This window comes from Verrucosispora sp. FIM060022, from assembly GCF_003977705.1.
In the GTDB taxonomy this organism is placed as follows: domain Bacteria; phylum Actinomycetota; class Actinomycetes; order Mycobacteriales; family Micromonosporaceae; genus Micromonospora; species Micromonospora gifhornensis.
This window is the reverse complement of sequence record NZ_RQIV01000004.1, coordinates 1-24,842: the sequence shown is the minus strand read 5'-3', so window position 1 is coordinate 24,842 and position 24,842 is coordinate 1. Positions and strand designations below refer to the sequence as shown.

The window sequence follows — 24,842 nt, the reverse complement described above, 5'->3', positions numbered from 1 at the left end:
CTACATCCATCAAGTACCCAGCCGAGCCCCGGCGAATCACCGAGTCAGGTAACCGGACGAAACCGTCGTAGCCGCAGGCTGTTGGCCACCACGAAAACCGACGAGAAGGCCATCGCCGCCCCGGCGATCATCGGGTTGAGCAGGCCGGCGGCGGCCAGCGGAAGCGCCGCCACGTTGTACGCGAAGGCCCAGAACAGGTTGCCCTTGATGGTGCCCAGGGTGCGACGGGCGAGCCGAATGGCGTCCACGGCGGCCAGCAGGTCGTCCCGGACCAGGGTCAGGTCGGACGCCTCGATCGCCGCGTCGGTGCCGGTGCCCATGGCCAGTCCGAGGTCGGCCTGGGCGAGCGCCGCCGCGTCGTTGACGCCGTCACCGACCATCGCCACCACCCGTCCCTCGGCCTGGAGCCGGGAGACCACGTCGACCTTCTCCGCCGGCAGCACCTCCGCGATCACCTCGTCGATGCCCACCTCGGCGGCCACCGCCGCGGCGACGGTGGCGTTGTCGCCGGTGAGCAGCACCGGGGTCAGGCCGAGATCCCGCAGTCGGCGTACGGCCTCCCGGCTTGTCGGTTTGACCTGGTCGGCCACCGCGAGCACGGCACGGGCCCGGCCTTCCCAACCGACAAGCACCGCCGTACGACCGGCCGCCTGCGCGTCGGTGGCCGCCCGCGCCAGATCGTCAGGTACGACCAGACCGCGCTCGCGCAACAGCCGGGGCCGACCGAGCAGCACCTCACGACCTTCCACGGTGCCGCTGACGCCCAGCCCGGCGACGTTCGCGAAGCCGGTGACCGGTGGCAACTCGCCGACCTCGGCGGCGCCGGCCACCACCGCCCTGGCCACCGGGTGCTCCGAGCCGGCCTCCAACGCGGCGGCCGTCCGGAGGGTCTCGTCGCGCCGCTCGCCCGCGCCCGGGATCACCTCCAGCAGGGTCATCCGGCCGGTGGTGACGGTGCCGGTCTTGTCCAGCACCACGGTGTCCACCCGCCTGGTGGACTCCAGCATCTCCGGTCCCTTGATCAGCACGCCGAGCTGCGCGCCGCGCCCCGTGCCGACCAGCAGCGCGGTCGGCGTGGCCAGGCCCAGGGCGCACGGGCAGGCGATGATCAGCACCGCCACCGCGGCGGTGAACGCGGCGGTCGGCCCGGCGCCGGAGCCCAGCCACCAGCCCAGCGTGCCGGCCGCCAGCAGCAGCACGATCGGTACGAAGATCCCGGAGATGCGGTCGGCGAGCCGCTGGGCGGCGGCCTTACCGGACTGCGCCTGCTCGACCAGTCGGGCCATCTGGGCCAGTTGGGTGTCGGCACCGACCCGGGTGGCGGTGACCACCAGCCGGCCGCCGGCGTTGACGCACCCGCCGACCACTGCGTCACCCACCCCGACCTCCACCGGCACCGACTCACCGGTGACCAGGCTGGCGTCGACCGCCGAGGAACCCTCGTCCACCGTCCCGTCGGTGGCGATCTTCTCGCCGGGCCGCACCACGAACCGGTCCCCCACCGCGAGTTGCTCGACCGGGATGCGGGTCTCCACGCCGTGGCGGAGCACGGAGACGTCCTTGGCACCGAGTTCGAGCAGGGCGCGCAGGGCCGCCCCGGCGGTGCGCTTGGAGCGAGCCTCGAAGTACCGGCCGGCGAGGATGAACGCGGTCACCCCGGCCGCCGCCTCCAGGTAGATGTTGCCGGCACCGTCGGTACGGCCGATGTCGAAGCTGAACGGGTGGGTCATGCCCGGCGTACCGGCGGTGCCGAGGAACAGCGCCCACACCGACCAGCCGAAGGCGGCCAGGGTGCCCACCGAGACCAGGGTGTCCATGGTCGCGGCACCGTGCCGCAGGTTCACCAGGGCGGCCCGGTGGAACGGCAGCCCGCCGTAGACCACGACCGGGGCGGCCAGCACCAGCGACAGCCACTGCCAGTAGGTGAACTGCCAGGCCGGCACCATGGCCAACGCGATCACCGGCACGGTCAGCGCCACGGATACCCACAGTCGGGTACGCAGGCTGCGCAACTCGTCCACCGGCTCGTCGGTGGTCGCCGGTGCGGTGGCCGGCGCGGGCAGGCTGGCCCGGTAGCCGGTCTGCTCCACCGTGGCGATCAGGTCGTCCGGGGTGACCGGCGCGTCGTAGGAGATGGTCGCCTTCTCGGTGGCGTAGTTGACACTGGCCTGCACGCCGTCCAGCCGGTTCAGCTTCTTCTCGATGCGCGCGGCGCAGGAGGCGCAGGTCATCCCGCCGATCGACAGCTCGATCCGGCCGGTCGCGGTGGGCAGCGGTCTGCTGGTGTTCATCGCTGGTCCCGTCAGTTGTGCTCGTGTCCGGGGGTGCCGTGCTCGTCGGCGATGACGCCCTCCGGGCTGGGGATGGCACCCGGGTCACCGACGTGCACGGTGAACTCGGCGGTGCGTACCACCCCGTCGTGTCGGAAGTCGAGATAGAGCCGGTACGCCCCGGCCGAGGGGAACTCGGCGGCGAAGCGCACCTGTGGCCCGGGTGCCGTCGACCCGTCGCCCGGCCCGCCCTCGGGGTGCACGTGCAGGTAGGCCAGGTCCCCCTGGCGTAGTGCGACCAGGTGGCCGTACGCCCCCAGGTACGGTTCGAGATCGCGGACCGGCACCCCGTCACGGCTGACGGTGAAGGTCAGGGTGGTGTTGCCGCCCGGCTGGGGTGTGCCGTGGAAGTCGACGGTGTAGCCGTGGACCGTGCTGCTGCTGGCCGGGGCGGGCAGGGGTCGCTCGGTCAACTCGCCGGGCACGGTCACGTCTACCCCGAGGGTCAGCGGCTCGCCGCCGGTCGGGGTGAAGTCGGCGAACGCCCGCCACACCCCGGGTGAGTTCACCGGCGAGGCGACCCGCCAGGTGCCGTCGGCGGCCAACTCCGGGTGCACGTGCTGAAAGCCGGAGAGGTCACGCCGGGCGACGATCAGGTGCATCGGCTTGTCGTGCGTCACCTCGTACCGGGTCACCGGCTTGCCGTCGGGCCCGCTGACCCGGAAGGCGAACTCACCCTCGGGGGCGGCGACCGGAACCAGGGTGTAGCCCCGGTCGGAGACGAGCAGCCCGCCGGGCAGGTGTCCGGCGGCTCCCGATGCGTCGTGCCCGCCCGTCTCCTGCCCGGGTGCGGCGGTGCCGTGCGGGCCCGCGTCATGGCCGTCGGCGACGACCGGGGCGGCGGGGCCGGTCACCTGGCCGACCCCGTACGCCGCACCGAACACCGCCGCGAGGCCGAGCGCGAAGCCGGTGAGCTTCGTCGCTGTGTTCATCGTTGCACCTCGGTTTCCGCCGCCGGTCGTCTCAGGCGCCGAGCAGTTCGTATCCGGCCTCGTCGACGGCCGCGCGTACCGCGTTCTCGTCGAGCGGCTGCTCGCTGGTGACGGTGACCCGGCCGGCGGGCAGGTCGACCGTCACGTCGGTCACGCCGGGCAGCGCACCGACCTGGTTGCTGACCGCGCCGACGCAGTGTCCGCAGGTCATGCCCTGCACCTGGTAGGTCGTGGTGACCATGGGGCTTCTCCTTTTCCGCCTGGCCCGGCCGAGGGGCGACCGGTGCCACGAACATACCCGAGGGGGGTATCTCCAACGCGACCGTAGCATACCCCCTGGGGGTAGGCTATCCTCGTGCTCATGACCACACCGACGCCGATCCGCGGCTACACCGCCAGCAAGGACCAACTGCTCGCCCGGCTGCGCCGCGTCGAGGGCCAGGTGCGCGGCGTCGAGAAGATGGTCGACGAGGATCGCTACTGCATCGACGTGCTCACCCAGATCTCCGCCATCCAGGCCGCACTCGACAAGGTCGCCCTCGGCCTGCTCGACGGGCACGCCCGGCACTGCATGCACGAGGGGGCCGCCGAGGGCCGCGCCGACGAGATGGCCACCGAGATGATGGCCGCCGTCGGCCGTCTGATGAAGCGCGGCTGACCCACTCTCCGGCCCACCCGTCGACCACCGCCCGGGCTCACGAACCGCCGACGAACCCCACGCGTCCTGCGATCCGTTCCTGGGCTGGCTACCATTCGCACACGATGGCCTGCCGACATCCGCGCCTTCCGGCCCACCGCGCCGCCGGACGCGCACCCGCACCGCCGCCGCTGCCCGGCGACGACGACGGCCGCCCCGGCACTCACCGTACGCAGCGGCTCCGCCACGTTCCGGCCGCCTCGGCCGCCCACCGCGAGAGTCGTACGGTCGGGCTGAACCGACTCGCCCGCCGACACGTACTCCGCTGAAGAAATCGTTGGGAGACTATCGAATGGGCGCCGATCACAGCCGTGCCGCTCCGCCCACCCCACCCGGGGTGCGGCGGATCCTCATCGTGACGGTGGTCCCCCTCTTCCTCGCCACGCTTGTCGCCGCGCTGGTGCTCTGGCCCCGCGACGCCCCCCGCCCGGAGGCCGGCGACGACCTGCCCCGGTACCACGGCACGGTCACCCGGGTGGTGACCGAACCCTGCCCGCCCAACCCCGCGGTGCCGGAGGGCACCCCGACGACGGCCGGTGGCCCGTGCGGCACCGTCACGGTACGGGTACAGGACGGCCCGGACGCCGGCCAGCACGTGGACACCCCCATCCCGGCCGGGCCGGGCGCACCCTCGGTCAGCGTCGACGACGATGTCATCCTGGTCTCGTTGATCGACCCGGAGGACCCGGCGATCAGCACCTACAACATCGCCGAGCACCAGCGCGGTACGCCACTGATCTGGCTGGGGGTGCTCTTCGCCGCCGCCATCGTCGCCTTCGGACGACTGCGTGGGCTGGCCGCCCTGGCCGGCCTGGCGGCCAGCTTCGCCATCCTGCTCACCTTCGTGCTGCCCGGCATCAGCGCCGGTCAGCCGCCGCTGGTGGTCGCCATCGTCGGCGCCGCGTTGATCATGTTCGTGGTGCTGTACCTGACGCACGGGGTGTCCGCGCAGACCTCGGTCGCCGTACTCGGCACCCTCGGCGCGCTCGTACTCACCGGGTTGCTCGGCCTGGCCGCCACCAACGCCACCCACCTGACCGGCTTCGGCAGCGAGGACGCCACCACCCTGTCGATGTTCCGGGGCGACGTCGACCTGCACGGCCTGCTGCTGGCCGGCATCATCATCGGGTCACTGGGCGTCCTGGACGACGTCACGGTCACCCAGGCCGCAGCGGTCACCGAGTTGGCGCACGCCAACCCGAACATGTCCCGCCGCGAGTTGTACCGCTCGGCGACCCGGGTGGGCCGGGCGCACATCGCCTCGGTGGTGAACACCATCGTCCTGGCGTACGCCGGCGCGTCGCTGCCGCTGCTGCTCCTGCTCACCGCCGACTCCCGCGCGCTGGGTCAGATCGTGACAAGCGAGTTCCTCGCCCAGGAGATCGTCCGCAGCGTGGTGGCCACGCTCGGGCTGATCGCCGCCGTACCGCTGACCACCGCCCTGGCCACGGTGGTGACCACCGCCGGACGGCGCCGCACCGGGGCGAACGCGGCACCCGGAGCACCCGACGACGTGGCCGTCGCCCAGCCGCGACCGGCGACGGACCGGGCCGAGACGCTCCAGGCCCTCAGCACACCGCGTCCCCGTCACACGCCCCCCGCCACCCGTTCGGAGTGGCCCGAACCGGACAGGAGCACCGACACCCCATGGTGACACTCCTCAACGTGAGCACGCCGACCGAAAGGATCGACAAGCGTGTCACTCGTCACCCAGTGCGATTACGAAATGACACATCTTGCCGGGTTCGGCGCGTAGAGGACCAGACCGACCGTCGGGTAACCTCACTGCCGGTCACCGCCGAAGGCGCGCACCGGCGCCTGCGGTGCCACCGCCCAATCGCCACCAGGCGAGCCGGGAACCCAGGTACGTGGGGTGAATCCGCACCAGCGGTAGGGGCCACTTCCGTCCCGAACCCGTCAGCTAACCCGGTCGGCGGTCGATGGAAGGGAAGACAGTGACGGCACCCCTACGCCGCTGGTTGACGCCCGTGGTGGCCGTGTTCGCCGCGTTCGCCGTCTTCGCCGGCCCGCTGCCGGCGGCGGCTGCGCCGAAGCCCCCCAAACCGGCCGGCCATGACGACGACCCGCCGATGCTCAACGAGCTGATCGAGGCGACGAACCGGGACTACACCAAGGCCAAGTCCAAGCTGGAAAAGTCCAAGAAGAAGCAGCTCAAGCTCGCCGTCGAGGTCCGCCGCGCCGAGGCGGACCTGGACGCCCTCGCCCCACAGGTCGCCGAGATCGCCACCCAGTCGTACCGGACCGGCCGGGTGGGCGCGATCGCCATGCTGTTGCAGAGCAACGCCCCCGACTCGTTCATCCACCGCGCCGCCGCGCTCGACGAGTTGAACCTGGTCAACAGCAAGAAGCTGGGTGAGGTCAACGCGGTCAAGCGCCGCGCCGAGACGGCCAAACTGGCGCTCGACGCCGAGGTACGCGAGCAGCAGAAGCTGACCAACGACATGGCCCGCAAGAAGAGCGACGCGGAGAAGTCGCTCCGCCTGGTCGGTGGCGTCGGTCTCACCGGCGGCCTGGTGGCCGCCACCTCTCCGGTCGCCCGGCCCGGTCCCAACCGGGCAGCCGACGGCGGCTGGAAGCCCGAATCGTGCAACCAGAACGACCCGACCACGTCCGGCTGCATCACGGCGCGCACCCTGCACATGTACAAGGAGGTCAAGCGCGCCGGTTTCAACCGGTTCGTCGGCTGTTACCGACCGGGTGACAAGTGGGAGCACCCCAAGGGCCGAGCATGTGACTGGTCGTTGCAGAACAGCGGTTTCCGGCCCTGGTACAACAACGACACCCGGATCTACGGCAACAACCTGGCCGCGTTCCTGGTCCGTAACGCCGACCGGTTGGGTGTCTATTACGTGATCTGGAACCGGCAGATCTGGTTCCCGGCGACCGGCTGGAGTTCCTACAGCGGCCCGTCGAACCACACAGACCACGTGCACGTCTCGATGTACTAGCGCACGTCCGGTATCACTTCGAGGGCCGTCCCGCCGTCTGGTGGGACGGCCCTCGGTCCGTCGGCTGACGCCCTCGGCGGCCCGGCGGGTGCCGTCAGGTGCCTCTGTCGGGCCGGCACTCGCCGTCAGGCGGCGGACGCGACCTCGGCGACCAGCTCCGCCGGTTCCGCAGCCACCGCCCGGACCTCGCCGGCGGCCAGCCGATACGACATGCCGACCACCGCGCAACGCCCGGCGGAGACCTCGGCGGCCAGCATCGCCGACGATCCCAGCATCGCCGTCACGGTCTGCGCGATGTGAATGTCGACGATCTCGTTCAGGTCGTTCACCCCGGCGGCCTGCGCCTGGCGCAGGCTGGGCACCACGGCGTCCACCACCGCACCCAGGTGACCCGTGGGGGCCGCGCCGGTGGCCAGTGCCGCCCGGGCCGCCTGCACGGCACCGCAGGAGTCGTGCCCGAGCACCACCACCAGCGGCGTACGCAGCACCGACACCGCGTACTCGACGCTGCCCAGCACCTCCGGGCCGACGGTGTGCCCGGCGGTACGGACCACGAAGAGGTCACCCAGCCCGCGATCGAAGATGATCTCGGCGGCCAGCCGGGAGTCGGAGCAGCCCACGATCACCGCAAACGGATGCTGCTCGCCGGCGACGGCAGCGCGACGTCCGGCGTTCTGATTGGGATGCCACGCCGTATCGGTGACGAACCGCCGATTACCGGCCATCAGTTCGGCAAGCGCCAGCTGCGGCGCGCCCGGAAGATCCGCGGTGAGCAGTTCCCGCTCCGGCCGCAGCTCTGTTCCGATCGGTCCGGGTCGACTCATCCGGCGCCCCCTCGCTACTCATGCGATGCCTGGTCATCCCGGGCCGACGCTGGTCACGGGCTGGTCCAACGGTCACACGCAGCGCAAGCCACGTCAAGGAATGCGTGATATGGATTTCAGGTATCCCCGGACGCTTGCGCTCCGGGGCCGAGCGGGTGCAGGGCCCGATGGCATAGCCCGAAAAAGCTGAAAGGCCCATACGATGGGCGACATGGCAACGACAGGCGAGCGGGAGAACGCCCGTAACTGGACTTTTCTCACCAACCACGGGCACGTACTGCTCGCCATCGCACGCAACCCCACCGCCCGGCTCCGCGACGTCGCCGACGAGGTGGGCGTGACCGAACGGGCCGCCCAGGCCATCGTCGCCGACCTGGAGGCCGAGGGTTATCTCCAGCGCACCCGCGTCGGGCGACGCAACGAGTACACCCTCAACCCGTCCGGTCGATTCCGGCACCCCGCCGAGGCTGATCGCCAGGTCGGCGACCTGCTGGCGCTGTTCACCGAGGAGCCAGTGGCCGGCACCACGTCGTAGCCCGGATCCCTGCCGGACATCCGTCTCGCGCGTGGTGGCCTTCGCCACCCCTGAACGAACGGGCCGCTGCGGTTGTCCCGCAAGGGCGATAGGTTTGACCGCGTGCCGAGTCTCGCGTTCACCCGTCCACTGTGGTCGGTGACGCGCTGCCCGCTGGCGGATCTGGCCCGCCTGGCGCTGACGGCACTCATCCTGGCCGTCGGCCTCGGCGGCATCACGACCACCGGCCTGCCCGACGGCACCGCAGACCTCCCGGCCGCCCCGCCCGCCGCCGCACTGCCCAACCGCCCTGGGGACGCCCCCGCGACCGCCCGAGCCCTCTGGCCCGGCAACGACGAGTCGACGCTGATCTCGCCCTGGAACGCGTCAGCGCTGTTCTCCCGGGACGGGTCGGCGCTCGTCTCGCCCGTGAGCGCCGTGCATGCCGCAGCCGTGGTGCCGCACTCCGAGCGCACCGACGCCGGAGCCGCCCCCGCCAGCACCCGGCCTGCCGCCGTACGCCTCGCCGCCGGCCCCGGTGAACCGACCCGGCGCGGCCCTCCGACCGCCTGACCTCGGCAGGCTCAGCACCCACACGCCACCCGCCCATGAGGACCCGCACGACCACGACCACGGGTCGCGGTCGGTGCCTGCCGCGGCGAGAGGCCGCCCAGTCCTGTTCCTCCCGTTCCCAGCACAGTCGACGAACCCCATCCGCCACGAGGTGCTGATGATGCAGATCGCTCTCTCCGCCGTCCTGCCCGACGTGTCCCGGGCCGCCGTGATCTGGCTGAGCCTGTTGGGCATCGTCGTACTCGCCGTCTCCGGCCTGCTGCTGCGTCCCCGACGACTCCGGTTCGACGCGGGTGCCCGGATCCGGGAAGCCGCCCTGCCGATCCCACCGGAGCAGCGGGAAGAAGATCGCTGGGCGGAAGAGGTCATGGTGGCCGCCGACCGCGCCGAGGCAACGGCTCGCCGCCGACGCGACGAATGGCTCGTTGCACAGGACGAGGCCGAGCAGGCGTGGGAGGCGTACCAGACTGCGGAGGCGGACGTACGCCGGTTGGCCGAAGCCGCGAGCATGCCGCTGCCGCACACCCCACGCACCCCCGCCGAGTACGCCGACCGGGAGCGCTGGCTGCACCGAGCGGTGCTGGACGCGTACTGGCGGCGGGAACTGTCGGTGGAGCAGCTCAGCGATGTCTTCGCGCACCGCGGCTGGGATCCCCGCCTGCACCCGGTCCAGCAGGAGTTGGTGCTGCGCCGGGCGATACGTGACCACCTGTTCGCCCGACAGCGGGTGGCCCGGGAACGGGAGCAGGAAGCCTGGCACGCCGCCGAGGTCGCCGCCGCAGCCGCCCGCAACCTGCGAGCCGAAACCACCACCGCCCTCCTGACCGCCGACCAACAAGACTCCCTCCTGCCTCTCCTCCCCCTAACCCCCCTCCCCGACGCCACCCCACCACCCACCACCACCGAACATGCCAACCCCGAACAAACCCGCGAAATCCCACCCACCCCCATAGCCCGCCCCGCAGCCCCCGCCTACTAACCCACCCACCCCCACCCCTCCCACGCACCCTCCGCACCCACCCCCAGCCCGCGTTGATCAAGAGGTTTGGGTCTGCCTCAGCCCGATTCCCGACCAAAACCTCTTGATCAACGCGAGGGACCGGGGCCGCGGGCCGGGTCCAACCGTCGAACCCGGCTGGCCCTGCTTGCCCGGCTGAAGGACGGCGGGCGGGACCGGGGGCCGGGGACGCCGGGTTGAGGGATCCGGGAGGGTCGGGGAACAGGGCGGAATGGGACGGGGGTGTTGGGGGGAGGGTGGGTGGGTAGGACCTCGCGGACGCGAGGAGGGCGACGTGGTCGCAGCGGGGGGTGCCGGGCGTGAGCCCGATGAGGTGGCGCACCGGGCGGTAGCGGCAGAAGCCGGGCCGCGGCAGACGTGGGCGGCCCTGCCCTGGCTGGTGCGCACCGCTGTGGTGTGGAGCGCCTGCCTGGTGGTGATCGCCGCTGGGCTCTACCTGTTGGCGCGGATCACCCTGCTGGTCACACCGCTGGCCATCGCGCTGGCCGCCACCTTCTTCCTTGCCGCGCTGCTCGACCCGGTGCAGCTCGCGCTCCGCCGGCTGAGACTGCCAGCCTCGCTGGCCGCGCTGCTCACCGTCCTGCTGCTGCTCGGCATCCTGGGTGGCCTCGGGGTGCTGGTGTGGAACCTGACCGCCAACCAGTTCAGCGAGCTGGGTGACGAACTGCAGCAGGGCCTCGGGCGCACCCGGGATTTCATCACCTCCACTCTGCCGGTGACCGATCAACAGCTCGACGGTCTGATCGACCAGCTACGCAAGACGGCCACCGAGCAGGAAGTCGACCCGGTCGCCAGTGCCCGCACCCTGACCGAGGTGTTCGGCTCCGCTCTGCTCGCCCTGGTGCTGCTGTTCTTCCTGATCAAGGACGGCCGGGCGATGTGGCACTGGACGTTGCGCCGGATGACCGGGCCGAACCGGGAGGTCGCCGCCGAGGCGGGGCGGGTCGGTTGGCGCACGCTCGGGTCGTACACCCGAGGCACCATGCTGATCGCGGCCATCGACGCCATCGGCATCGGCCTGGCACTGGTGCTTCTCGGCGTACCGTTGGCCTTTCCACTGGCCTTGATCACGTTCATCGGCGGGTTCGTGCCGATCATCGGGGCGACCGTGGCCGGCGCGGTCGCGGTGCTGGTGGCGCTGGCCGCCAACGGCCCCACCACGGCACTGCTCACCCTGGCTGCGGTCATCGCCGTGCAGCAGATCGAGGGGAACCTGCTGGAACCACTGGTGATGAAGCGACAGGTACGGCTGCACCCGGTAGTGATCCTGTTGGCGGTCACCGCCGGCACCCTCATCGCCGGCATCGCCGGTGCCTTTGTCGCGGTGCCGATCGCCGCCGTCGCCTGGCGGGTCATCGACAGCGTGCTGCGCCAACGACAGGCCGCCGCAGCACCCCGACCGGCACCTCCGGCACCGGAGGAACCTTCGGCCACCGCAGATCCCGCACCCGGCTGAGGTGCAGGCACTCCGGCCCGCCGCGCAACCGTCAGGTGGGTGGGACCTGGTGCCTGTCGACGACGGGCACGGGGGGGGCGCGCTGTCAGGCCGGGGTGAGCTGGGGGTGCAGGTGGTCGTGGAACCAGTCGGCCGCAGCCTCGGCTACCTGCTCCAGGGTGCCGGGCTCCTCGAAGAGGTGTGTCGCACCGGGGATCACCCGCAGGTCGGCCGGGGCCGTCAGTTGGTCCAGGGCGTGCCGGTTGAGGGAGATCACCGGCTCGTCGAGGCCGCCGACGAGCAGGAGGGTGGGGGCGCGCACCTGGCCGAGGGCGGTGCCGGCCAGGTCGGGGCGACCGCCTCGGGACACCACTGCGTACACCTGCTCGGGCCGTCGGGCTGCCGCGACGAGGGCGGCGGCGGCACCCGTACTGGCGCCGAAGATGCCGATCCGGGCCGTGTCGAAGGGCTGCTCCGAGACCAGCCAGTCCACGATCGCGGCCAGTCGGCGGGACAGCAGGTCGATGTCGAAGCGTAGTTCGGCGGTGACGGCGTCGGCCTCGGCCTCCGCCGGCGTGAGCAGGTCGACCAGTACGGTGCCGAGCCCGCCCGCACTCAGCGACCTGGCCACAGCGAGGTTGCGCGGACTGTGCCGCGAACTGCCGCTACCGTGCGCGAACAGCACCGCTCCCACCGGCTGGGCCGGGATCAGCAGGTCCGCCGGCAGATCGGCCCCACCGGCCGGGATCGTCACCGCGTTGCCCCGAACGTCCATCGTCATCCTCCCGATCACGGCCGACCCGATCCCCCCGGCATACCCCGCCGGGCGGTCACCACGCCGTCGCTCGCGAGCGTTTGCCGGGGGGTCGGGTCGGGTAGCCGTCGCGGGACCGCAGACGGACCGGTGCCATCGGGTACCGGCGACCAGATCGCGAGGACCGTCATGCCGCATCATCACCGTGAGCCCGTCGACCAGGCCGCCGAACGTGAGCGGCAGAAGCAGGATGCCCCGCGTGGTCGGGACTGGGCGGACGAGGCTGCCCAGGCACGGTCGGCCGACGACCCTCGGGCCCGAACACCCCACGACCCCACCGGACGCCCTTCGCAGGGCGAACCGATCTGACCGGCCGCACCGCCGGCCCTCCGCTCAGGGCACGGGCTCAGGGCACGGGCCCAGATCAGGGGCTCAAGGCAGGTGCTCGGGCAGGCGGAGCAGCGGGGCCCGACCGGGGGGCTGCTCCACCGGGGGCAGGTTCTCCGGCGGCGGAGGAATCGGTAGGGTCACCGGCTCCGCGGCGGTGACCTGCACCGATTCGCCGTGGTGGCGTACCTCCATGGTGGCGTCCGGGTCGGTGTGGTGGTGCAGGACGTACGTCGTCTCGTGCGGTCGTACGGTCACCCGCAGCCGGATTCCCTTGCACTGGAGCGAGAACGCCAACCGGCCGATCCGGCTGGGCAGGCGCGGGGCGAACGAGGGTACGCCGTCGTGATCCCGTAGCCCACCGAAGCCGGCGACCAACGCGATCCACGCGCCGGCCAGCGACGCCATGTGCACGCCGTCGCGGGTGTTCTCGTTCAGGTCGTGCAGGTCCATCAGCGCTGCCTCGCGCAGATAACTGTGCGCCAACTCCAGGTAGCCGACCTCGGCCGACAGCACCGACTGGGTGCAGGCCGACAGCGACGAATCCCGGACGGTACGGCGCTCGTAGTAAAGGAAGTTGCGCAGCTTCTCCTCGTCGGTGAACGCGTCACCCCGCCAGTGCATGGCCAGCACCAGGTCGGCCTGCTTGACCACCTGCTTGCGGTACAGGTCGAAGTACGGGTAGTGCAGCAGCAACGGGTACTTGTCCTGCGGGGTGTGCGCGAAGTCCCACTCCTGCAACCGGGTGAAACCCTCGACCTGCTGGTGCACGTCGATCTCGTCGTCGTACGGGATGTGCATGGCCGCGGCGGCGTCCCGCCATGCGGCGGCCTCCTCGTCGGTGACCCCGAGGTGGAAGGCCTCGTCGCGGTAGCGCATCGCCACCTCCGCGGCGGCGCGCAGGTTCCGCTGCGCCATCAGGTTGGTGTAGATGTTGTCGTTCTTGACGGCCGTGTACTCGTCGGGGCCGGTCACGCCGTCGATGTGGAACTGGCCGTTGCGGTCGTGGTGCCCGAGGGAGCGCCACAGCCGGGCGGTCTCCACCAGCAGGGTCAACCCGATCTCGCGTTCCAACTGCTGGTCGCCGCTGATCAGCACGTAGCGCCGCAGCGCGTCGGCGATGCCGGCCGCGATGTGGAAGGCAGCCGTGCCGGCCGGCCAGTAGCCCGACGACTCGGGACCTTCGATGGTCCGCCAGGGAAAGGCCGCCCCGGCCAGGTTGAGTGTGCGGGCCCGCTCGTGCGCCTGTTCCAGGGTCGAGAATCGCCAGAACAGCGCGTCGCGTACCGCCGCCGGATGGGTGTACGTCAGCACCGGCAGCACGAACATCTCGGTGTCCCAGAACGCGTGCCCGTCGTACCCCGGGCCGGTGAGACCCTTGGCGGCGATGGGCCGGCGTTCCGCGCGGGCGCCGGCCTGGAGCACGTGGAACAGCCCGAACCGGACGGCCTGCTGCACCTCCGGGTCGCCGTCGATCTCCACGTCGGCGGCGTCCCAGAACTCGTCCAGGTACTCCCGCTGCTCACGGACCAGCCCGCCCCAGCCGTCGAGTTTCGCGGCGGCCAGGGCGGCACCCACCTGGTCGCGCAGGGCGGGCAGCGAGCGCCGGCTGGACCAGCCGTAGGTCAGGTACTTCACCACACTCAGCCGCTGGCCCGGCTCCAGTACGCAGCCGACGGTGGTCCGCACCCAGTCCTCGTACCCCTCGGACTCGATGGTGGTGCGCGACGCCGAGTCGACCTCGTGCCCCATCGCCGCAGCGACCCGTAGCCCGGAGACCTTGGTGCGGTGGAGCAGCAGCCCGCCGTCGGAGGTGGTCAGTTCCTCCTCGGCCTGCAGGGGCGACTCCAGCACGGCGGCGACCCGGGGGTCTCGGCTCTGCGGCGGCAGGGCCTCGTTGGCCACCAGCTCCGACTGGATGATCAACCGCAGCGGCCGGTCGTCGGCGACCTCCACCTCGTAGCGGATGGCGGCCACCGAGCGCTGCCGGAAGGAGACCAGTCGGGTGCTGTGCACCCGCACCTCCCGGCCGGCCGGCGAGCGCCAGTGCAGGGTCCGGTGCAGGGTGCCGGCCCGCAGGTCGAGGACCCGTTCGTGGGCGAGCAGTTCGCCGTAGCGCACGTCCAGCGGCTCGTCGTCGACCAGCAGCCGGATCAGCTTGCCGTTTGTCACGTTGACGATGGTCTGGCCGGACTCGGGAAAACCGAAACCCGCTTCCGCGTACGGCAGGGGACGCAGCTCGTAGAACGAGTTGAGGTACGTGCCGGGCAGCCCGTGTGGCTCGCCCTCGTCCAGGTTGCCGCGCAGCCCGACGTGCCCGTTGGAGAGCGCGAAGACCGACTCGGACTGGGCGAGCACGTCCACGTCGAGCTGGGTTTCCCGGACGTGCCACGGCTCGACCGGGTACGCCCGCTCCCGGATCACTCGGGCCGTCCGGCTTCGAGCAGTTCGGCCAGGTCGGTGACGACCACGTCGGCGCCGTGGGCGCGCAGCGCGTCGGCCTGCCCGGCCCGGTCGACCCCGATGACGTACCCGAAGCCGCCGGCCCGCCCGGCCTCGACTCCGGCGAGCGCGTCCTCGAAGACCGCCGCCTGCTCCGGCTGGACGCCGAGCAGCTTCGCTCCGGCGAGGAAGGTGTCCGGATGCGGTTTGCCGCGCAACCCCTCGGCCCGTGCGGTCAGCCCGTCCACCCGCTCCTCCAACAGGGGTTCGATCCCGGCGGCGGCGATCACCTCCCGGCCGTTGGCGCTGGCCGTGACGACCGCGCGACGCAGCCCGGCTGCGGCCACCGCCTTCAGGTACGCCACCGAGCCGGGGTAGACGTCGACGCCGACGCTGCGGATCCGCTCCAGCACCTGGGCGTTCTTCTGGTTACCCAGGCCGTGCACGGTCTGCGCGCCCGGCGGATCCTCGGCGGTCCCCTCGGGCAGGGTGACGTCCCTCGATGCGAGAAAGGTGCGGACGCCGTCGAGCCGGGGTCGCCCGTCCACGTAGCGGTGGTAGTCCGCGCCCGGATCGAAGGGCTGGTACGGCGTACCGCCGGCATCCGCGTGTCGGCGGAGGAAGTCGTCGAACGTCTCGGTCCACGCGGCGTTGTGCACCCGGGCGGTCTGCGTGAGCACACCGTCCAGGTCGAAGAGACACGCGGTCACGTGATCCGGCAGGCCGAGCACCGCACCAATCTATCCACGGTCACCGCCCGGCAAACGTACTTCGCCCAACCCGGCGCGCCGGATCGGGGCCTCAGCGCCAGCCGACGTCGATGCGGTCGCCGCGTTCGTCGAAGAAGTGCAGGGCGTCCATGCGTACCTTGATGGCCAGCGGGTGACCGGCGGAGACGGCGGGGTACGGCGCGAGTCGGACCGCCAGTTCGGCGGGTCGGCGGTGATGCCGGCCGGGGTCGGCCAGGACGCTGGCCTGGCTGCCGCTGTTTCGGTTCGCCTGCGGCTCTGCGGCCCGGCCGGTGAACCGCTGCATCACCTGACCGAAGCGGCGCAGGCCGCGCTGGCCGAGTGGGGTGTCGCTGTCCGGTGCCGCACCGACCTCGTCCACCACGATCGCGGTGGCGCCGATGTCGAGGAAGGCCAACGACTCGTGCCCGTGGTGTTCCAGATAGCGGATCCGGCCCTGCAGGACGTCGCCCGGTGCGTCCGGGGCGACCGGGGTGAGCGCCTCGGCCCGCATCCCGACCACGATCCGCTCACCGTGGTAGTGCGCCACCGCACGGCTGCGGATGTCGTCCCACGGCAGATAGAGCGCCTGCTCGCCGAGGGTGAGGGTGACGTACCGGTCGAGGTGGACGTAGACCGACGCCTCCAGCAGGTTCATCCGCGGGCTGCCCAGGAAGGCGGCGACGTAGAGGGTGGCCGGCCGGCCGTACACCTGCGTCGGGGTGCCCACGTCCTGCAGGACGCCCTTGCGCATGATGGCGACCCGGTCGGCCATGGTCAGCGCCTCGGCCTGGTCGTGCGTCACGTAGATGGTGGTGACCCCCAGCTCGCGGGTCAGGCCGGAGATCTCGGCCCGCAACTCCGCTCGCAGCCCGCTGTCGAGATTGGACAGTGGTTCGTCCATCAGGAACAGCTTCGGACGGCGCACGATGGCCCGACCCATCGCGACCCGCTGCCGCTGCCCGCCGGAGAGCTGGCTCGGGCGTCGTGCCAGCACGTCACCGATGCCGAGGGCGCTGGCCACGTCGGTGACCCGCTCGCCACGCGGGGCCGGTTCGACGCCGGCCAGCTTGAGCGGGAAGGCGATGTTGTCACCGACGCTCATGTGCGGGTAGAGCGCGAAGTCCTGGAAGACCATCGCGATCCCGCGCTCCCGGGGCGGCAGGTCGTTGGCCACTTCCCCGTCGAGCATCACCGCCCCCGAGGTCGGCTCCTCCAACCCGGCGACCATGCGCAGCACCGTCGACTTGCCACAGCCGGAGGGCCCGAGCAGCACCATGAACTCGCCGTCGTTGACGTCGAGATTGATGCTGTCCACCGCGACCGTGCCGTCTCGGAAGACCTTCGTGACATCCTTGAGCGCGACGGTGCTCACCGTCTCCCCCCCACCTCGTCTGCCGAACCCGGCAATGACTGTGACCAGGATCATGCCGGTCGCACATCGGGTAAACGTGTCATGTTCCGGTCGTGACAGACGTATTACGTTCCATCGAGTAGCGGCTATCGACTGAATTTTCCAGACTCAGCCGGAGATGTCACCGAGAAAGACCCGACGAACCACCCGCTGCGCGGCCTGCCCGTCCTCCAACGCACAGAATCTCTCCCGAAACCGCGCCCGGGTGTGGTCGGCCGCGACGGAGTCGGACTGCCCTGCGCGCAGCACGTCCAGCAACTCGGGAAAGGTCCGCGCCACCGGCCCGGGCGGCTCGGCGAGCAGGTCGAAGTAGACCCCCCGGGTCAGCCGGTACGCGTCCCAGTCCGGCGCGTAGATGACGATCGGCCGGTCCAGCACCGCGTAGTCGAACATCGCCGAGGAATAGTCGGTGACCAGCACGTCGGCCGCGAGGTAAAGCTCTTCGACCTGGGGATGGGCGCTGACGTCGATGATGCGGTCCCGGCCCGCCGGCGGCCACGCTCGGCGGTCACGGTCGTGGAAGTAGTGGCTGCGCATCAGCAGCAGTCCGGACGGGCCGATCGCGTCGAGCACCCGTTCCGGGTCGAACGGCGGCCGATAGCCGGGCAGGTGCTCCCGGTGCGTCGGGGCGTACAGCACGACCTGCTCGCCCAGGCCCGCGCCGAGTTCCGCACGCAGCCGCAGCACCTCCTGGGTGGTCGCGGTGACCAACCGGTCGTTGCGCGGGTAACCCACCTCCAATGTGGTGTACGCGGCCGGATAGGCCCGCTCCCACATCTGGGTGGAGAAGCTGTTCGCGGTGATGCTGTAGTCCCAGCGGTCCACCCGGCGCAGCAGGCCGGCGAAGTCCATCCCCTCCGCGCCCAACGGATAGCGCTGCTGGTCCAGGCCCATCACCTTGACCGGCGTGCCGTGGTGCGTCTGTACGTGCACCGAACCCGGCCGTTTGCGCACCGAGTCCGGGAAGTTGACGTTGTTGATCAGCCACTTCGCCCGGGCCAGCACCCGGTGGTACGCGGGTGTGCCGGCCACCACGTACTCGATGCCCTCGGGCAACGTGTGCACCCGGTCCCGCCGGACGATCCACACACCTCGGATCTCCGGCGCCGACTGTCGGGCCGCCTCGTAGATCGCCGCCGGGTTGCACGCGTAGCCGCGGTACCAGTAGGCCGCATAGACGGCCAGGTTCTCGTCCAACGGGCGACGCAGTTCGGCGCGGTGGTAGCCGTACAGCGCGACGTCCCGAGCGGCCCGTACGGTGGCCTTGGCCGGCGGCACCACCCGGCGCCTGACCCGCCCGGCGGCCCGGCGGGCCTTCTCCCCCGTCCGGCTGGTGGCGCGCAACGCCGAGTACGTCCGCCACTGCCCGGCCGCCACCAGCCGGTGCTTGAGCCCTTCCACCCCGGCGGGAATCCGGTGGCCGCCCGGCGGCCGGAAGCGGGCGTGGTCGATCGTCACCCGGGCGAAGAAGGTCGGCCGCAGTTCCGCCGGGATCCGGTCCTCGTTGCCGAGCACCGTCAGGTAGTGCCACATCATCCGCTCGAACAGCGCCGCCCGCAGTTGCCCGGCGTCGAACCGGTCGGCCTCCCGGAACACCCGGTGCCACTGCTCGAAGACCTCGAAATGCCGCTCACCCTGGGTCTTCGTGATCGCCCCTGCCCGCCGCTGCCGGTAGTTCACACAGACCGTGTCGAGCACGCCGACCCGGTCGGCGGCCAGCAGCACCGGATAGCTGAACGAGACGTCCTCGTACCAGCCGGGGGCGAACCGCAGCCCCACCTCGGCCAGGAACTGCCGCCGGACCAGCCGGTTCCAGGCGGTGTGCAGCAGTTCCAGGGTCTCCGGTCGTTCCCGCAGCCGGAAGGTGACCGGCCCGGTCGGCTCCGGGAACACCTCGGCCATCGCGCTGCCGGTGACCGTGTCGTCCCAGTGCGCGCGGACGTGGTCGACAAGCAGCACGTCGGGTCGGGTGGTGTGCAGCCGCTCGGCCACCTCGACCAGGCAGTCGGGCACCAGCCAGTCGTCTCCGTCGACGAACCAGACGTACTCGCCGACGGCCCGGTCCAGCCCGGCGTTGCGGGCCGGGCCGAGCCCGAGGTTGCGGTCCAGCCGGACGGCGCGTACCCGGTCGTCGCGGGCCGCGTACTCGTCGAAGATGTCGCCGCTGGCGTCGGGCGAGCAGTCGTCGACGCCGATCACCTCGATGTCGGTGACCGGCTGAGCGAGGATCGAGTCCAGGCATTCCCGCAGGTAGCCCTGGACGCGGTAGGCCGGGACGACGAAGCTGATGAGCGTCATCGTCCCGGCCTCCGTCAGATTGTCGTGCTCCTCCCGGCACCCGCCGGCACCCGTGCCGGCCGGACGAACCAGGCCAGCACCACACTTGCCACGAAGAGCACCAACAGGTAGATACCGAGTGTAGCCAGACCAATACTCGCAATTCCGGCTATCGCCGCCACCGCCAGCAGCACCGACCGCCCCTCCCAACCGAGGGTCGCCGCGTGCAGCGGCGGTGCCGGTTGCCGCTTCTCCAGCCGGGCCACCAGGTCGTAGTGGTGCAGGGTCAGCACGAAGACGTACCCGAAGATCAGCCAGGCGGGCGCCTGACCGATCACCCCGACAGCGATGGCGAACAGGTACTCCGCAGCCCGCAGCGCCGCCGGCACCAGCCAGTCCAGCGGCCCGTTGTGCGCCGCACCGGCACCGCCGGCCGCGAGCAGCAACCCCACCAACGCGAGCAGCACGGTCCATCTCGGGTACGCCTCGCCGTAGCGCCAGGTGGCCAGCAGCACGAGAATCGTCGGCAACACGGCCAGCAGCGCCAGCACCAACGGTCCCGGCCGGCGGGCCACCGGGAACCGGGCGGCCAACGGGCCGTCATCGCGGTGCAGAGTGGCGTCGAGCGTGTCCAGCACCGGCACCCACATCCACCGGGCCCGCAGCGTACGCAGCGCCCCGGTGTACGCGAACGCCAGCACACCCCAGGCCAGTACGGCCAGCAGCGCGATCCGCTGGTTGAACAGTGCCGCGGCCACCGCGATCAACGCCCACCGTTCCCCGATCGGGAAGACCACCGTGCGCTTGAGCCAGTACGACAGCGAACCGGTGTCGGCCTGCACCTTCGTGGACGCGGCGTTGAGCCGGTCACCGATGCCACCACCGCCGGTGCCGACCGCCTTCGGCCGGCGCGCCGCCTCGTCGTGCAGTACGCCGTACCACGCGTCGGTCATGTGCCGTACGGTCTGCAAGGTCATCGCGGCGATCGCCAGGGCCCAGCCGTACCGGACCCCGGCCGCCGTGGCGCCCCAGCCGAGGCCGGCGTAGACCACGTACTCCTTGGCCCGGTCGGCCATGGTGTCCAGCCAGCCACCCCAGGCGCTGAAGTTGCGGGTGTAGCGGGCCAACTGGCCGTCCACGCAGTCCAGCACGAACCCGAGGTAGAGCAGCACCCCACCGGTGACCAGGGCGAGCCGGCCGCCGCTGGCGAACAACGCCGCCGCGGCCACCGCGAAGGCCACCGACAGCATCGTCACCCCGGTCGGGCTCAACCCCAACCGGGCCGCCGCCTTGGTGACGTACGGGGACCAGGTGCTGACGAAGTACGTGGTGAAGAAGTCGTCCTTCTCCTTGACCGACAGCCGCAACTCGGCCCGGTCCTCGTCCACCTCGGCAACGGCGGCCCGCGCCCCGGACAGCCCGCTCTCGTCGTCGACCCGATGCGCCACCAGCAGGCGTACCCGCTGGGCGAAGACCAGCACACCCTGGGCGGTGAGCCCGGTGAAGACCTGGTCCACGGCGGGCCCCGGCGGCTCGACGCGCGGACCACCGTCCCCGTGACCGGCGGCCACGTCGGCCAGCCGACCGGTGGCCGCGGCCCGGGCCGCGGCCACCAGCGCCGGCAGGTCGTCCCGACCGACCCGCACCGCGCCACCGAAGATGCCGGTGGCCTCGCCGTCGAGCCGGTGCGCCGGCCCCGCGTCGACCACCTGGCCGCGCTCCTCGCGGACCGTCGTGCGACCACCGGCGGGCGGGTCGGTGAGCACCAACGCCACCGTCGGCCCGACCGGGCTGGTCACCAGATGCCGCAGTACGGCGGTGTGCGCGACCAGGTCGGCACCGCTGACCACCACCGGACCGGTCGACCCGCCGACCAGGTCGGCCAACTCGTCCAGGTCGGCCGCGAACCGCACGTCGGTGACGCCGGCCGCCCGCCACTGCGCGGCCAGCCGATCGACAAGCGCCGTACCATCGCCCGCCGGCAGGCTCGCGGCCGGCGAACCGGCGGCGAGCACGATCGCGAGCGTCACCGGGGAACCGCGTCGTGGTACGCGGCCAGCGCTTCGGCGATCGTGCCGTCCACGCTCAGCCGGCCCGCGTCGAGGAAGAGTCCTCGACGGCAGAACCGGGTCAGGTCCTTTTCGTTGTGTGACACCAGCACCAGAGTGCGCCCCTCCCCGAGCAGACGATCGATTGTCGTGTAGCACTTCGCGCGGAACTCGGCGTCCCCGACCGCCGTCACCTCGTCCATCAGCAGGATCGGGTGCGGCAGGTGGGAGATGATGGCGAAACCCAGCCGGACCTTCATTCCGGACGAGTAGTGCCGCACCGACGTGTCGATGGCCCGTTCCACCTGCTCACCGGCGAACGAGACGATCTCGTCGAAGTGCCGTTTCAGGTAGCCCGACGACAGCCCATGCAGCCCGCCCACCAGGTACAGGTTCTCCCGCCCGGTGAGGTCGTTGGAGAAGCCGGCGGAGAGTTCCAGCAGCGGCGCGACGTCGCCGGAAACCCTGATCCGCCCCTCGTCGGGAATGAGCACCCCGGCGATCAGCCGCAGCAGGGTGCTCTTGCCGGTGCCGTTGCGGCCGATCACGCCGACGGTCTCGCCGGGCGCGATCGAGAAGGTCAGGTCGCGCAGCGGCCAGAACTGGCCGTCGCTGGCGCTGCGCCGCCCCCGGTGGATGAGCAGCTCCCGCAGCCGCAGCTGCCGCCGACGGTTGCGGACGAACCGGATGCCGAGACCCGCCGCCTCGATGATCGATTCGCCCATCAGAGTTCCTTGAGCACGGCGGGTTCGAGCCGGCGGAACGACCACCAGCCGGCGACGAGCAGCAGCAGACTGATGCCGACGGTGGTGGCCAGCATCCGGGCCGACGGGAACTCGTCCGGGTACCACACCGAGTGGTGCAGCTGGAAGATGCCGACCAGCGGGTTGAGCTCGTAGCCCAGCTTGAGCCAGCCGGGCAGGCCGGAGCCCTGGACCAGGCTCAGCGGATAGATGATCGGGCTGGCGTAGAACAGCACCCGGATGACCAGCCGCATGAACCGCTCCACGTCGCGCATCAGCACGTTCCACGCGGACAGCAGCAGCGCCACCCCGATCAGCAGGGTGGCCTGCACCAGCACCGCCAGCGGCAGGGCCAGCAGCGACCAACCCGGATGGATCTTGCCGTCGGCGGCGTACCAGATCGCGATGCCGGCCAGGATCGGCAGGCCGGCGGCGTACTCGGCGAACCGACCGACCACCCGGCCGATCGGAAACACCTGCCTTGGCACGTTCATCGTGGTGATCAGCCGGGACTGGCCGGTCAACGCGTTGGTCGCCTCGCTCAACGCCGAGCTGGTCCACATCCAGGCGAAGATCCCGGTGATCAAGAACAGCGGGTACGACCCGGCCGCCTCGCCCAGGTGTCGGTTGGTGTCCCGGGAGTAGAGCACGCCGAAGACGAACCAGTAGATCGCGCCCATTCCCAAGGGCTCGATCAACGACCAGAAGTAGCCAAGCACCGACTGCTGGTACTTGACCGCGAGATCACGCCGGACCAGGATGCGCAGCGAGTTGCGGTGCGACCACAACGCCCCCACGCCAGAGGTCACCGTCGTTCTCCCGCCTACTGAACGGACGACAGGTTAGCAGTCGGTGAACTTCGTCCGTTCAGCACTCGATCACGTTTACCGCGAGACCGCCGCGCGCCGTCTCCTTGTACTTGACCTTCATGTCGGCGCCGGTCTCCCGCATGGTCTTGATGACCTTGTCGAGCGATACGGCGTGCACCCCGTCACCGCGCAGGGCCAGCCGGGCGGCGGTGATCGCCTTGATGCTAGCCACCGCATTACGTTCGATGCACGGTATCTGCACCAGGCCGCCCACCGGGTCGCAGGTCAACCCGAGATTGTGTTCCATGCCGATCTCCGCGGCGTTCTCCACCTGCGCCGGCGTACCGCCCAACGCCTCGGCCAACCCGGCGGCGGCCATCGAGCAGGCCGAGCCGACCTCGCCCTGGCAGCCCACCTCCGCGCCGGAGATCGAGGCATTCTCCTTGAACAACACCCCGATCGCGCCGGCCGCGAGCAGGAACCGCACCACCCCGTCGGCGCTGGCCCCCGGCACGAACCGCGTGTAGTAGTGCAGCACCGCCGGAATGATCCCCGCCGCGCCGTTGGTCGGCGCGGTCACCACCCGCCCACCAGCCGCGTTCTCCTCGTTGACCGCCAAGGCGAACAGGGTCACCCAGTCCATCACGTGCAGCGGGTCCACCGCCCGCGCTGCCGCCCCCGCCTGCGGGTTGGCTGGGCGCTCGGTGGCTGGGTGCGCGGCGGGTTGGTGCGGGGTGGCTGGGTGCGGGGGGGGGCTGGGTGCGGGGTGGCGGCGTCCGCTTCCAGGCTGCGGCGTAGTTCGGCGGCGCGGCGGCGGACCTTCAACCCGCCCGGCAGCGTGCCGTCGCGGGTGCAGCCGCGCTCGACGCATTCCTGCATCACCCGCCAGATGTCCAACAGCCCGGCCCGCACATCCGCCTCGGACCGCCAGGACAACTCGTTGGCGAGCATCACCTCGCTGATGGACAGCCCGGTCGAGGCGGTCACGTCGAGCAGTTGCGCTCCGGTGACGAAGGGATGGCGAACCTCGGTGCTGTCCGGCTTGATCCGGTCGGCCCCCGCCGCCGCCTCGTCGACGACGAACCCACCACCAACCGAGTAGTAGGTGCGCGTCCTGACCTCGGCCCCGCTGCCGTCGTACGCCGAAAAGATCATCCCGTTCGGGTGATACGGCAGCGACCGGCGACGATGCAGCAGCAGATCCCGGTCCGGGTCAAAGTCGATCTCGTGCGTGCCGAGCAGCGCCAGCCGCCGCCGCGACCGAATCTCCGTCACCCGAGCATCGACGGTGTCGGTGTCCACCGTCTCGGGCACCTCACCGGCCAGGCCGAGCAGCACCGCACGGTCGCTGCCGTGGCCGTGCCCGGTGGCACCGAGCGACCCGAACAGCTCGGCCCGTACCCGACTCACCTCGCTGAGCCGACCATCGCCCTTGAGCCCGTGAACGAACGTACGCGCCGCCCGCATCGGCCCCACCGTGTGCGAGCTGGACGGCCCGATGCCCACACTGAACAGGTCGAACACACTGATCATGCCCACACCCCTCGCCCTGCGCCGGGATCACCGGTCAACAGACGATGAAGATCGCCACCGCCCCCGTCACCAGGGCCGGCCACCAGCGCCCCGATAAGGACGCCCACCCCACCGACCCTAACCCCCACCCCACCCCCACACCCCACGCGCAGCAGGCGGGGCGACCTACGGTGCACCTTTTCCCGTCGATCTTGCACTTACGGTCGCCGATTGCACCCGCTACACCCCTTATGCCCTGACTAAAACTCCATGATCGACGAGCAGGGGCGGGCGGGGGCAGGGGCGGGGGGGACTGTACAAATAACGGCTGATCGACCGATCAAGGGAGAGACGCCAGATGACGACCGAGATCACCTCGGGGCAGGAGCCGGCGGCCAGGCCGGCGGATGCGGTCACGGATGAGCAGTTGATCGCG

21 protein-coding genes, 1 pseudogene and 1 riboswitch are annotated in these 24,842 nt (G+C 71.1%); of the genes and pseudogenes, 9 read left to right on the top strand and 13 right to left on the bottom strand.

Going from position 1 to position 24,842, the window contains the following annotated elements; genetic code table 11:
• Positions 1-44 precede the first annotated feature (44 nt).
• The 3 genes from EG812_RS13420 to EG812_RS13410 are packed head-to-tail and all read right to left on the bottom strand — an operon-like array spanning position 45 to position 3,503.
• Positions 45-2,291, bottom strand: coding sequence for a heavy metal translocating P-type ATPase (locus EG812_RS13420; protein WP_126711739.1), 2,247 nt, complete (start codon positions 2,289-2,291; stop codon positions 45-47).
• An 11-nt stretch (positions 2,292-2,302) separates the two neighbouring features.
• Complete coding sequence (locus EG812_RS13415) at positions 2,303-3,262, bottom strand: DUF8832 domain-containing protein (RefSeq protein WP_126711738.1); 960 nt, start codon at positions 3,260-3,262, stop codon at positions 2,303-2,305.
• 31 nt (positions 3,263-3,293) lie between these two features.
• Positions 3,294-3,503, bottom strand: coding sequence for a heavy-metal-associated domain-containing protein (locus EG812_RS13410; RefSeq protein ID WP_013731149.1), 210 nt, complete (start codon positions 3,501-3,503; stop codon positions 3,294-3,296).
• Between the two features lie 120 nt (positions 3,504-3,623).
• Here EG812_RS13410 and EG812_RS13405 point away from each other — a divergent pair, with 120 nt between their 5' ends.
• The 4 genes from EG812_RS13405 (at position 3,624) to EG812_RS13390 (ending at position 6,928) form a co-directional block, all read left to right on the top strand.
• Positions 3,624-3,920: a metal-sensitive transcriptional regulator gene (locus EG812_RS13405; protein WP_043719477.1), complete on the top strand. Its 297-nt coding sequence runs from the start codon at positions 3,624-3,626 to the stop codon at positions 3,918-3,920.
• Positions 3,921-4,024: 104 nt separating this feature from the next.
• On the top strand, positions 4,025-4,228 hold the full coding sequence (locus EG812_RS13400) for a hypothetical protein (RefSeq protein WP_126711737.1): 204 nt from the start codon (positions 4,025-4,027) through the stop codon (positions 4,226-4,228).
• A 23-nt stretch (positions 4,229-4,251) separates the two neighbouring features.
• Positions 4,252-5,613, top strand: coding sequence for a YibE/F family protein (locus EG812_RS13395; RefSeq protein WP_013731147.1), 1,362 nt, complete (start codon positions 4,252-4,254; stop codon positions 5,611-5,613).
• A 166-nt stretch (positions 5,614-5,779) separates the two neighbouring features.
• Positions 5,780-5,910: riboswitch (cyclic di-AMP (ydaO/yuaA leader) on the top strand.
• Between the two features lie 4 nt (positions 5,911-5,914).
• Positions 5,915-6,928 carry a coiled-coil domain-containing protein gene (locus EG812_RS13390; protein ID WP_043719474.1) on the top strand — a complete coding sequence of 338 codons (1,014 nt, stop codon included), beginning with the start codon at positions 5,915-5,917 and terminating at the stop codon, positions 6,926-6,928.
• 125 nt (positions 6,929-7,053) lie between these two features.
• Here the strand turns inward: EG812_RS13390 and EG812_RS13385 are convergent, their stop codons facing one another.
• Positions 7,054-7,752 (bottom strand): carbonic anhydrase, encoded by a 699-nt coding sequence (locus EG812_RS13385; protein ID WP_199743868.1) that lies wholly within the window; start codon positions 7,750-7,752, stop codon positions 7,054-7,056.
• Between the two features lie 202 nt (positions 7,753-7,954).
• On the opposite strand from EG812_RS13385, the gene EG812_RS13380 reads away from it, so the two are divergent.
• From EG812_RS13380 to EG812_RS13365, 4 genes are all read left to right on the top strand, one after another.
• Positions 7,955-8,287: a helix-turn-helix transcriptional regulator gene (locus tag EG812_RS13380; protein ID WP_013731144.1), complete on the top strand. Its 333-nt coding sequence runs from the start codon at positions 7,955-7,957 to the stop codon at positions 8,285-8,287.
• 102 nt (positions 8,288-8,389) lie between these two features.
• Positions 8,390-8,839, top strand: coding sequence for a hypothetical protein (locus EG812_RS13375; RefSeq protein WP_126711735.1), 450 nt, complete (start codon positions 8,390-8,392; stop codon positions 8,837-8,839).
• Between the two features lie 157 nt (positions 8,840-8,996).
• On the top strand, positions 8,997-9,818 hold the full coding sequence (locus tag EG812_RS13370) for a hypothetical protein (RefSeq protein ID WP_233579493.1): 822 nt from the start codon (positions 8,997-8,999) through the stop codon (positions 9,816-9,818).
• A 313-nt stretch (positions 9,819-10,131) separates the two neighbouring features.
• Positions 10,132-11,313: an AI-2E family transporter gene (locus EG812_RS13365; protein ID WP_233579476.1), complete on the top strand. Its 1,182-nt coding sequence runs from the start codon at positions 10,132-10,134 to the stop codon at positions 11,311-11,313.
• 85 nt (positions 11,314-11,398) lie between these two features.
• On the opposite strand, the gene EG812_RS13360 is transcribed toward EG812_RS13365, so the two are convergent.
• Entirely contained in the window at positions 11,399-12,067 is a 669-nt protein-coding gene (locus tag EG812_RS13360; RefSeq protein ID WP_013731140.1) for a dienelactone hydrolase family protein, read from the bottom strand.
• A 168-nt stretch (positions 12,068-12,235) separates the two neighbouring features.
• Here EG812_RS13360 and EG812_RS29590 point away from each other — a divergent pair, with 168 nt between their 5' ends.
• Positions 12,236-12,415 (top strand): hypothetical protein, encoded by a 180-nt coding sequence (locus EG812_RS29590; protein WP_013731139.1) that lies wholly within the window; start codon positions 12,236-12,238, stop codon positions 12,413-12,415.
• 63 nt (positions 12,416-12,478) lie between these two features.
• Here the strand turns inward: EG812_RS29590 and EG812_RS13350 are convergent, their stop codons facing one another.
• The 8 genes and pseudogenes from EG812_RS13350 to EG812_RS13315 form a co-directional block, all read right to left on the bottom strand.
• Positions 12,479-14,857: a glycoside hydrolase family 65 protein gene (locus EG812_RS13350; protein ID WP_126711734.1), complete on the bottom strand. Its 2,379-nt coding sequence runs from the start codon at positions 14,855-14,857 to the stop codon at positions 12,479-12,481.
• The gene (locus EG812_RS13345; RefSeq protein ID WP_126711733.1) at positions 14,854-15,606 is read right to left on the bottom strand and encodes an HAD family hydrolase; all 753 of its coding nucleotides are present in this window, start codon (positions 15,604-15,606) and stop codon (positions 14,854-14,856) included. The genes EG812_RS13350 and EG812_RS13345 overlap by 4 nt, the downstream gene beginning before the upstream one ends.
• A gap of 70 nt (positions 15,607-15,676) precedes the next feature.
• On the bottom strand, positions 15,677-16,978 hold the full coding sequence (locus tag EG812_RS13340; protein ID WP_013731136.1) for an ABC transporter ATP-binding protein: 1,302 nt from the start codon (positions 16,976-16,978) through the stop codon (positions 15,677-15,679).
• A 147-nt stretch (positions 16,979-17,125) separates the two neighbouring features.
• Positions 17,126-19,315 carry a bifunctional glycosyltransferase/CDP-glycerol:glycerophosphate glycerophosphotransferase gene (locus EG812_RS13335; RefSeq protein WP_126711732.1) on the bottom strand — a complete coding sequence of 730 codons (2,190 nt, stop codon included), beginning with the start codon at positions 19,313-19,315 and terminating at the stop codon, positions 17,126-17,128.
• A 14-nt stretch (positions 19,316-19,329) separates the two neighbouring features.
• On the bottom strand, positions 19,330-21,324 hold the full coding sequence (locus EG812_RS13330; RefSeq protein WP_126711731.1) for a DUF5941 domain-containing protein: 1,995 nt from the start codon (positions 21,322-21,324) through the stop codon (positions 19,330-19,332).
• Positions 21,321-22,067 (bottom strand): ABC transporter ATP-binding protein, encoded by a 747-nt coding sequence (locus tag EG812_RS13325; RefSeq protein ID WP_126711730.1) that lies wholly within the window; start codon positions 22,065-22,067, stop codon positions 21,321-21,323. The genes EG812_RS13330 and EG812_RS13325 overlap by 4 nt, the downstream gene beginning before the upstream one ends.
• The gene (locus tag EG812_RS13320; RefSeq protein WP_043719464.1) at positions 22,067-22,894 is read right to left on the bottom strand and encodes an ABC transporter permease; all 828 of its coding nucleotides are present in this window, start codon (positions 22,892-22,894) and stop codon (positions 22,067-22,069) included. The genes EG812_RS13325 and EG812_RS13320 overlap by 1 nt, the downstream gene beginning before the upstream one ends.
• Positions 22,895-22,952: 58 nt before the next feature.
• Positions 22,953-24,427, bottom strand: a pseudogene (locus tag EG812_RS13315) (L-serine ammonia-lyase).
• Positions 24,428-24,842: the final 415 nt, after the last annotated feature.

Bases quoted from the DNA above. Each gene is read 5' to 3' on its own strand.
- EG812_RS13395 (WP_013731147.1), top strand. From the start codon at position 4,252: ATGGGCGCCGATCACAGCCGTGCCGCTCCGCCCACCCCACCCGGGGTG.
- EG812_RS13325 (WP_126711730.1), bottom strand. From the start codon at position 22,067: ATGGGCGAATCGATCATCGAGGCGGCGGGTCTCGGCATCCGGTTCGTC.
- EG812_RS13420 (WP_126711739.1), bottom strand. From the start codon at position 2,291: ATGAACACCAGCAGACCGCTGCCCACCGCGACCGGCCGGATCGAGCTG.
- EG812_RS13415 (WP_126711738.1), bottom strand. From the start codon at position 3,262: ATGAACACAGCGACGAAGCTCACCGGCTTCGCGCTCGGCCTCGCGGCG.
- EG812_RS13335 (WP_126711732.1), bottom strand. From the start codon at position 19,315: ATGACGCTCATCAGCTTCGTCGTCCCGGCCTACCGCGTCCAGGGCTAC.
- EG812_RS13360 (WP_013731140.1), bottom strand. From the start codon at position 12,067: ATGGACGTTCGGGGCAACGCGGTGACGATCCCGGCCGGTGGGGCCGAT.
- EG812_RS13400 (WP_126711737.1), top strand. From the start codon at position 4,025: ATGGCCTGCCGACATCCGCGCCTTCCGGCCCACCGCGCCGCCGGACGC.
- EG812_RS13370 (WP_233579493.1), top strand. From the start codon at position 8,997: ATGATGCAGATCGCTCTCTCCGCCGTCCTGCCCGACGTGTCCCGGGCC.
- EG812_RS29590 (WP_013731139.1), top strand. From the start codon at position 12,236: ATGCCGCATCATCACCGTGAGCCCGTCGACCAGGCCGCCGAACGTGAG.
- EG812_RS13380 (WP_013731144.1), top strand. From the start codon at position 7,955: ATGGGCGACATGGCAACGACAGGCGAGCGGGAGAACGCCCGTAACTGG.
- EG812_RS13410 (WP_013731149.1), bottom strand. From the start codon at position 3,503: ATGGTCACCACGACCTACCAGGTGCAGGGCATGACCTGCGGACACTGC.
- EG812_RS13385 (WP_199743868.1), bottom strand. From the start codon at position 7,752: ATGAGTCGACCCGGACCGATCGGAACAGAGCTGCGGCCGGAGCGGGAA.
- EG812_RS13405 (WP_043719477.1), top strand. From the start codon at position 3,624: ATGACCACACCGACGCCGATCCGCGGCTACACCGCCAGCAAGGACCAA.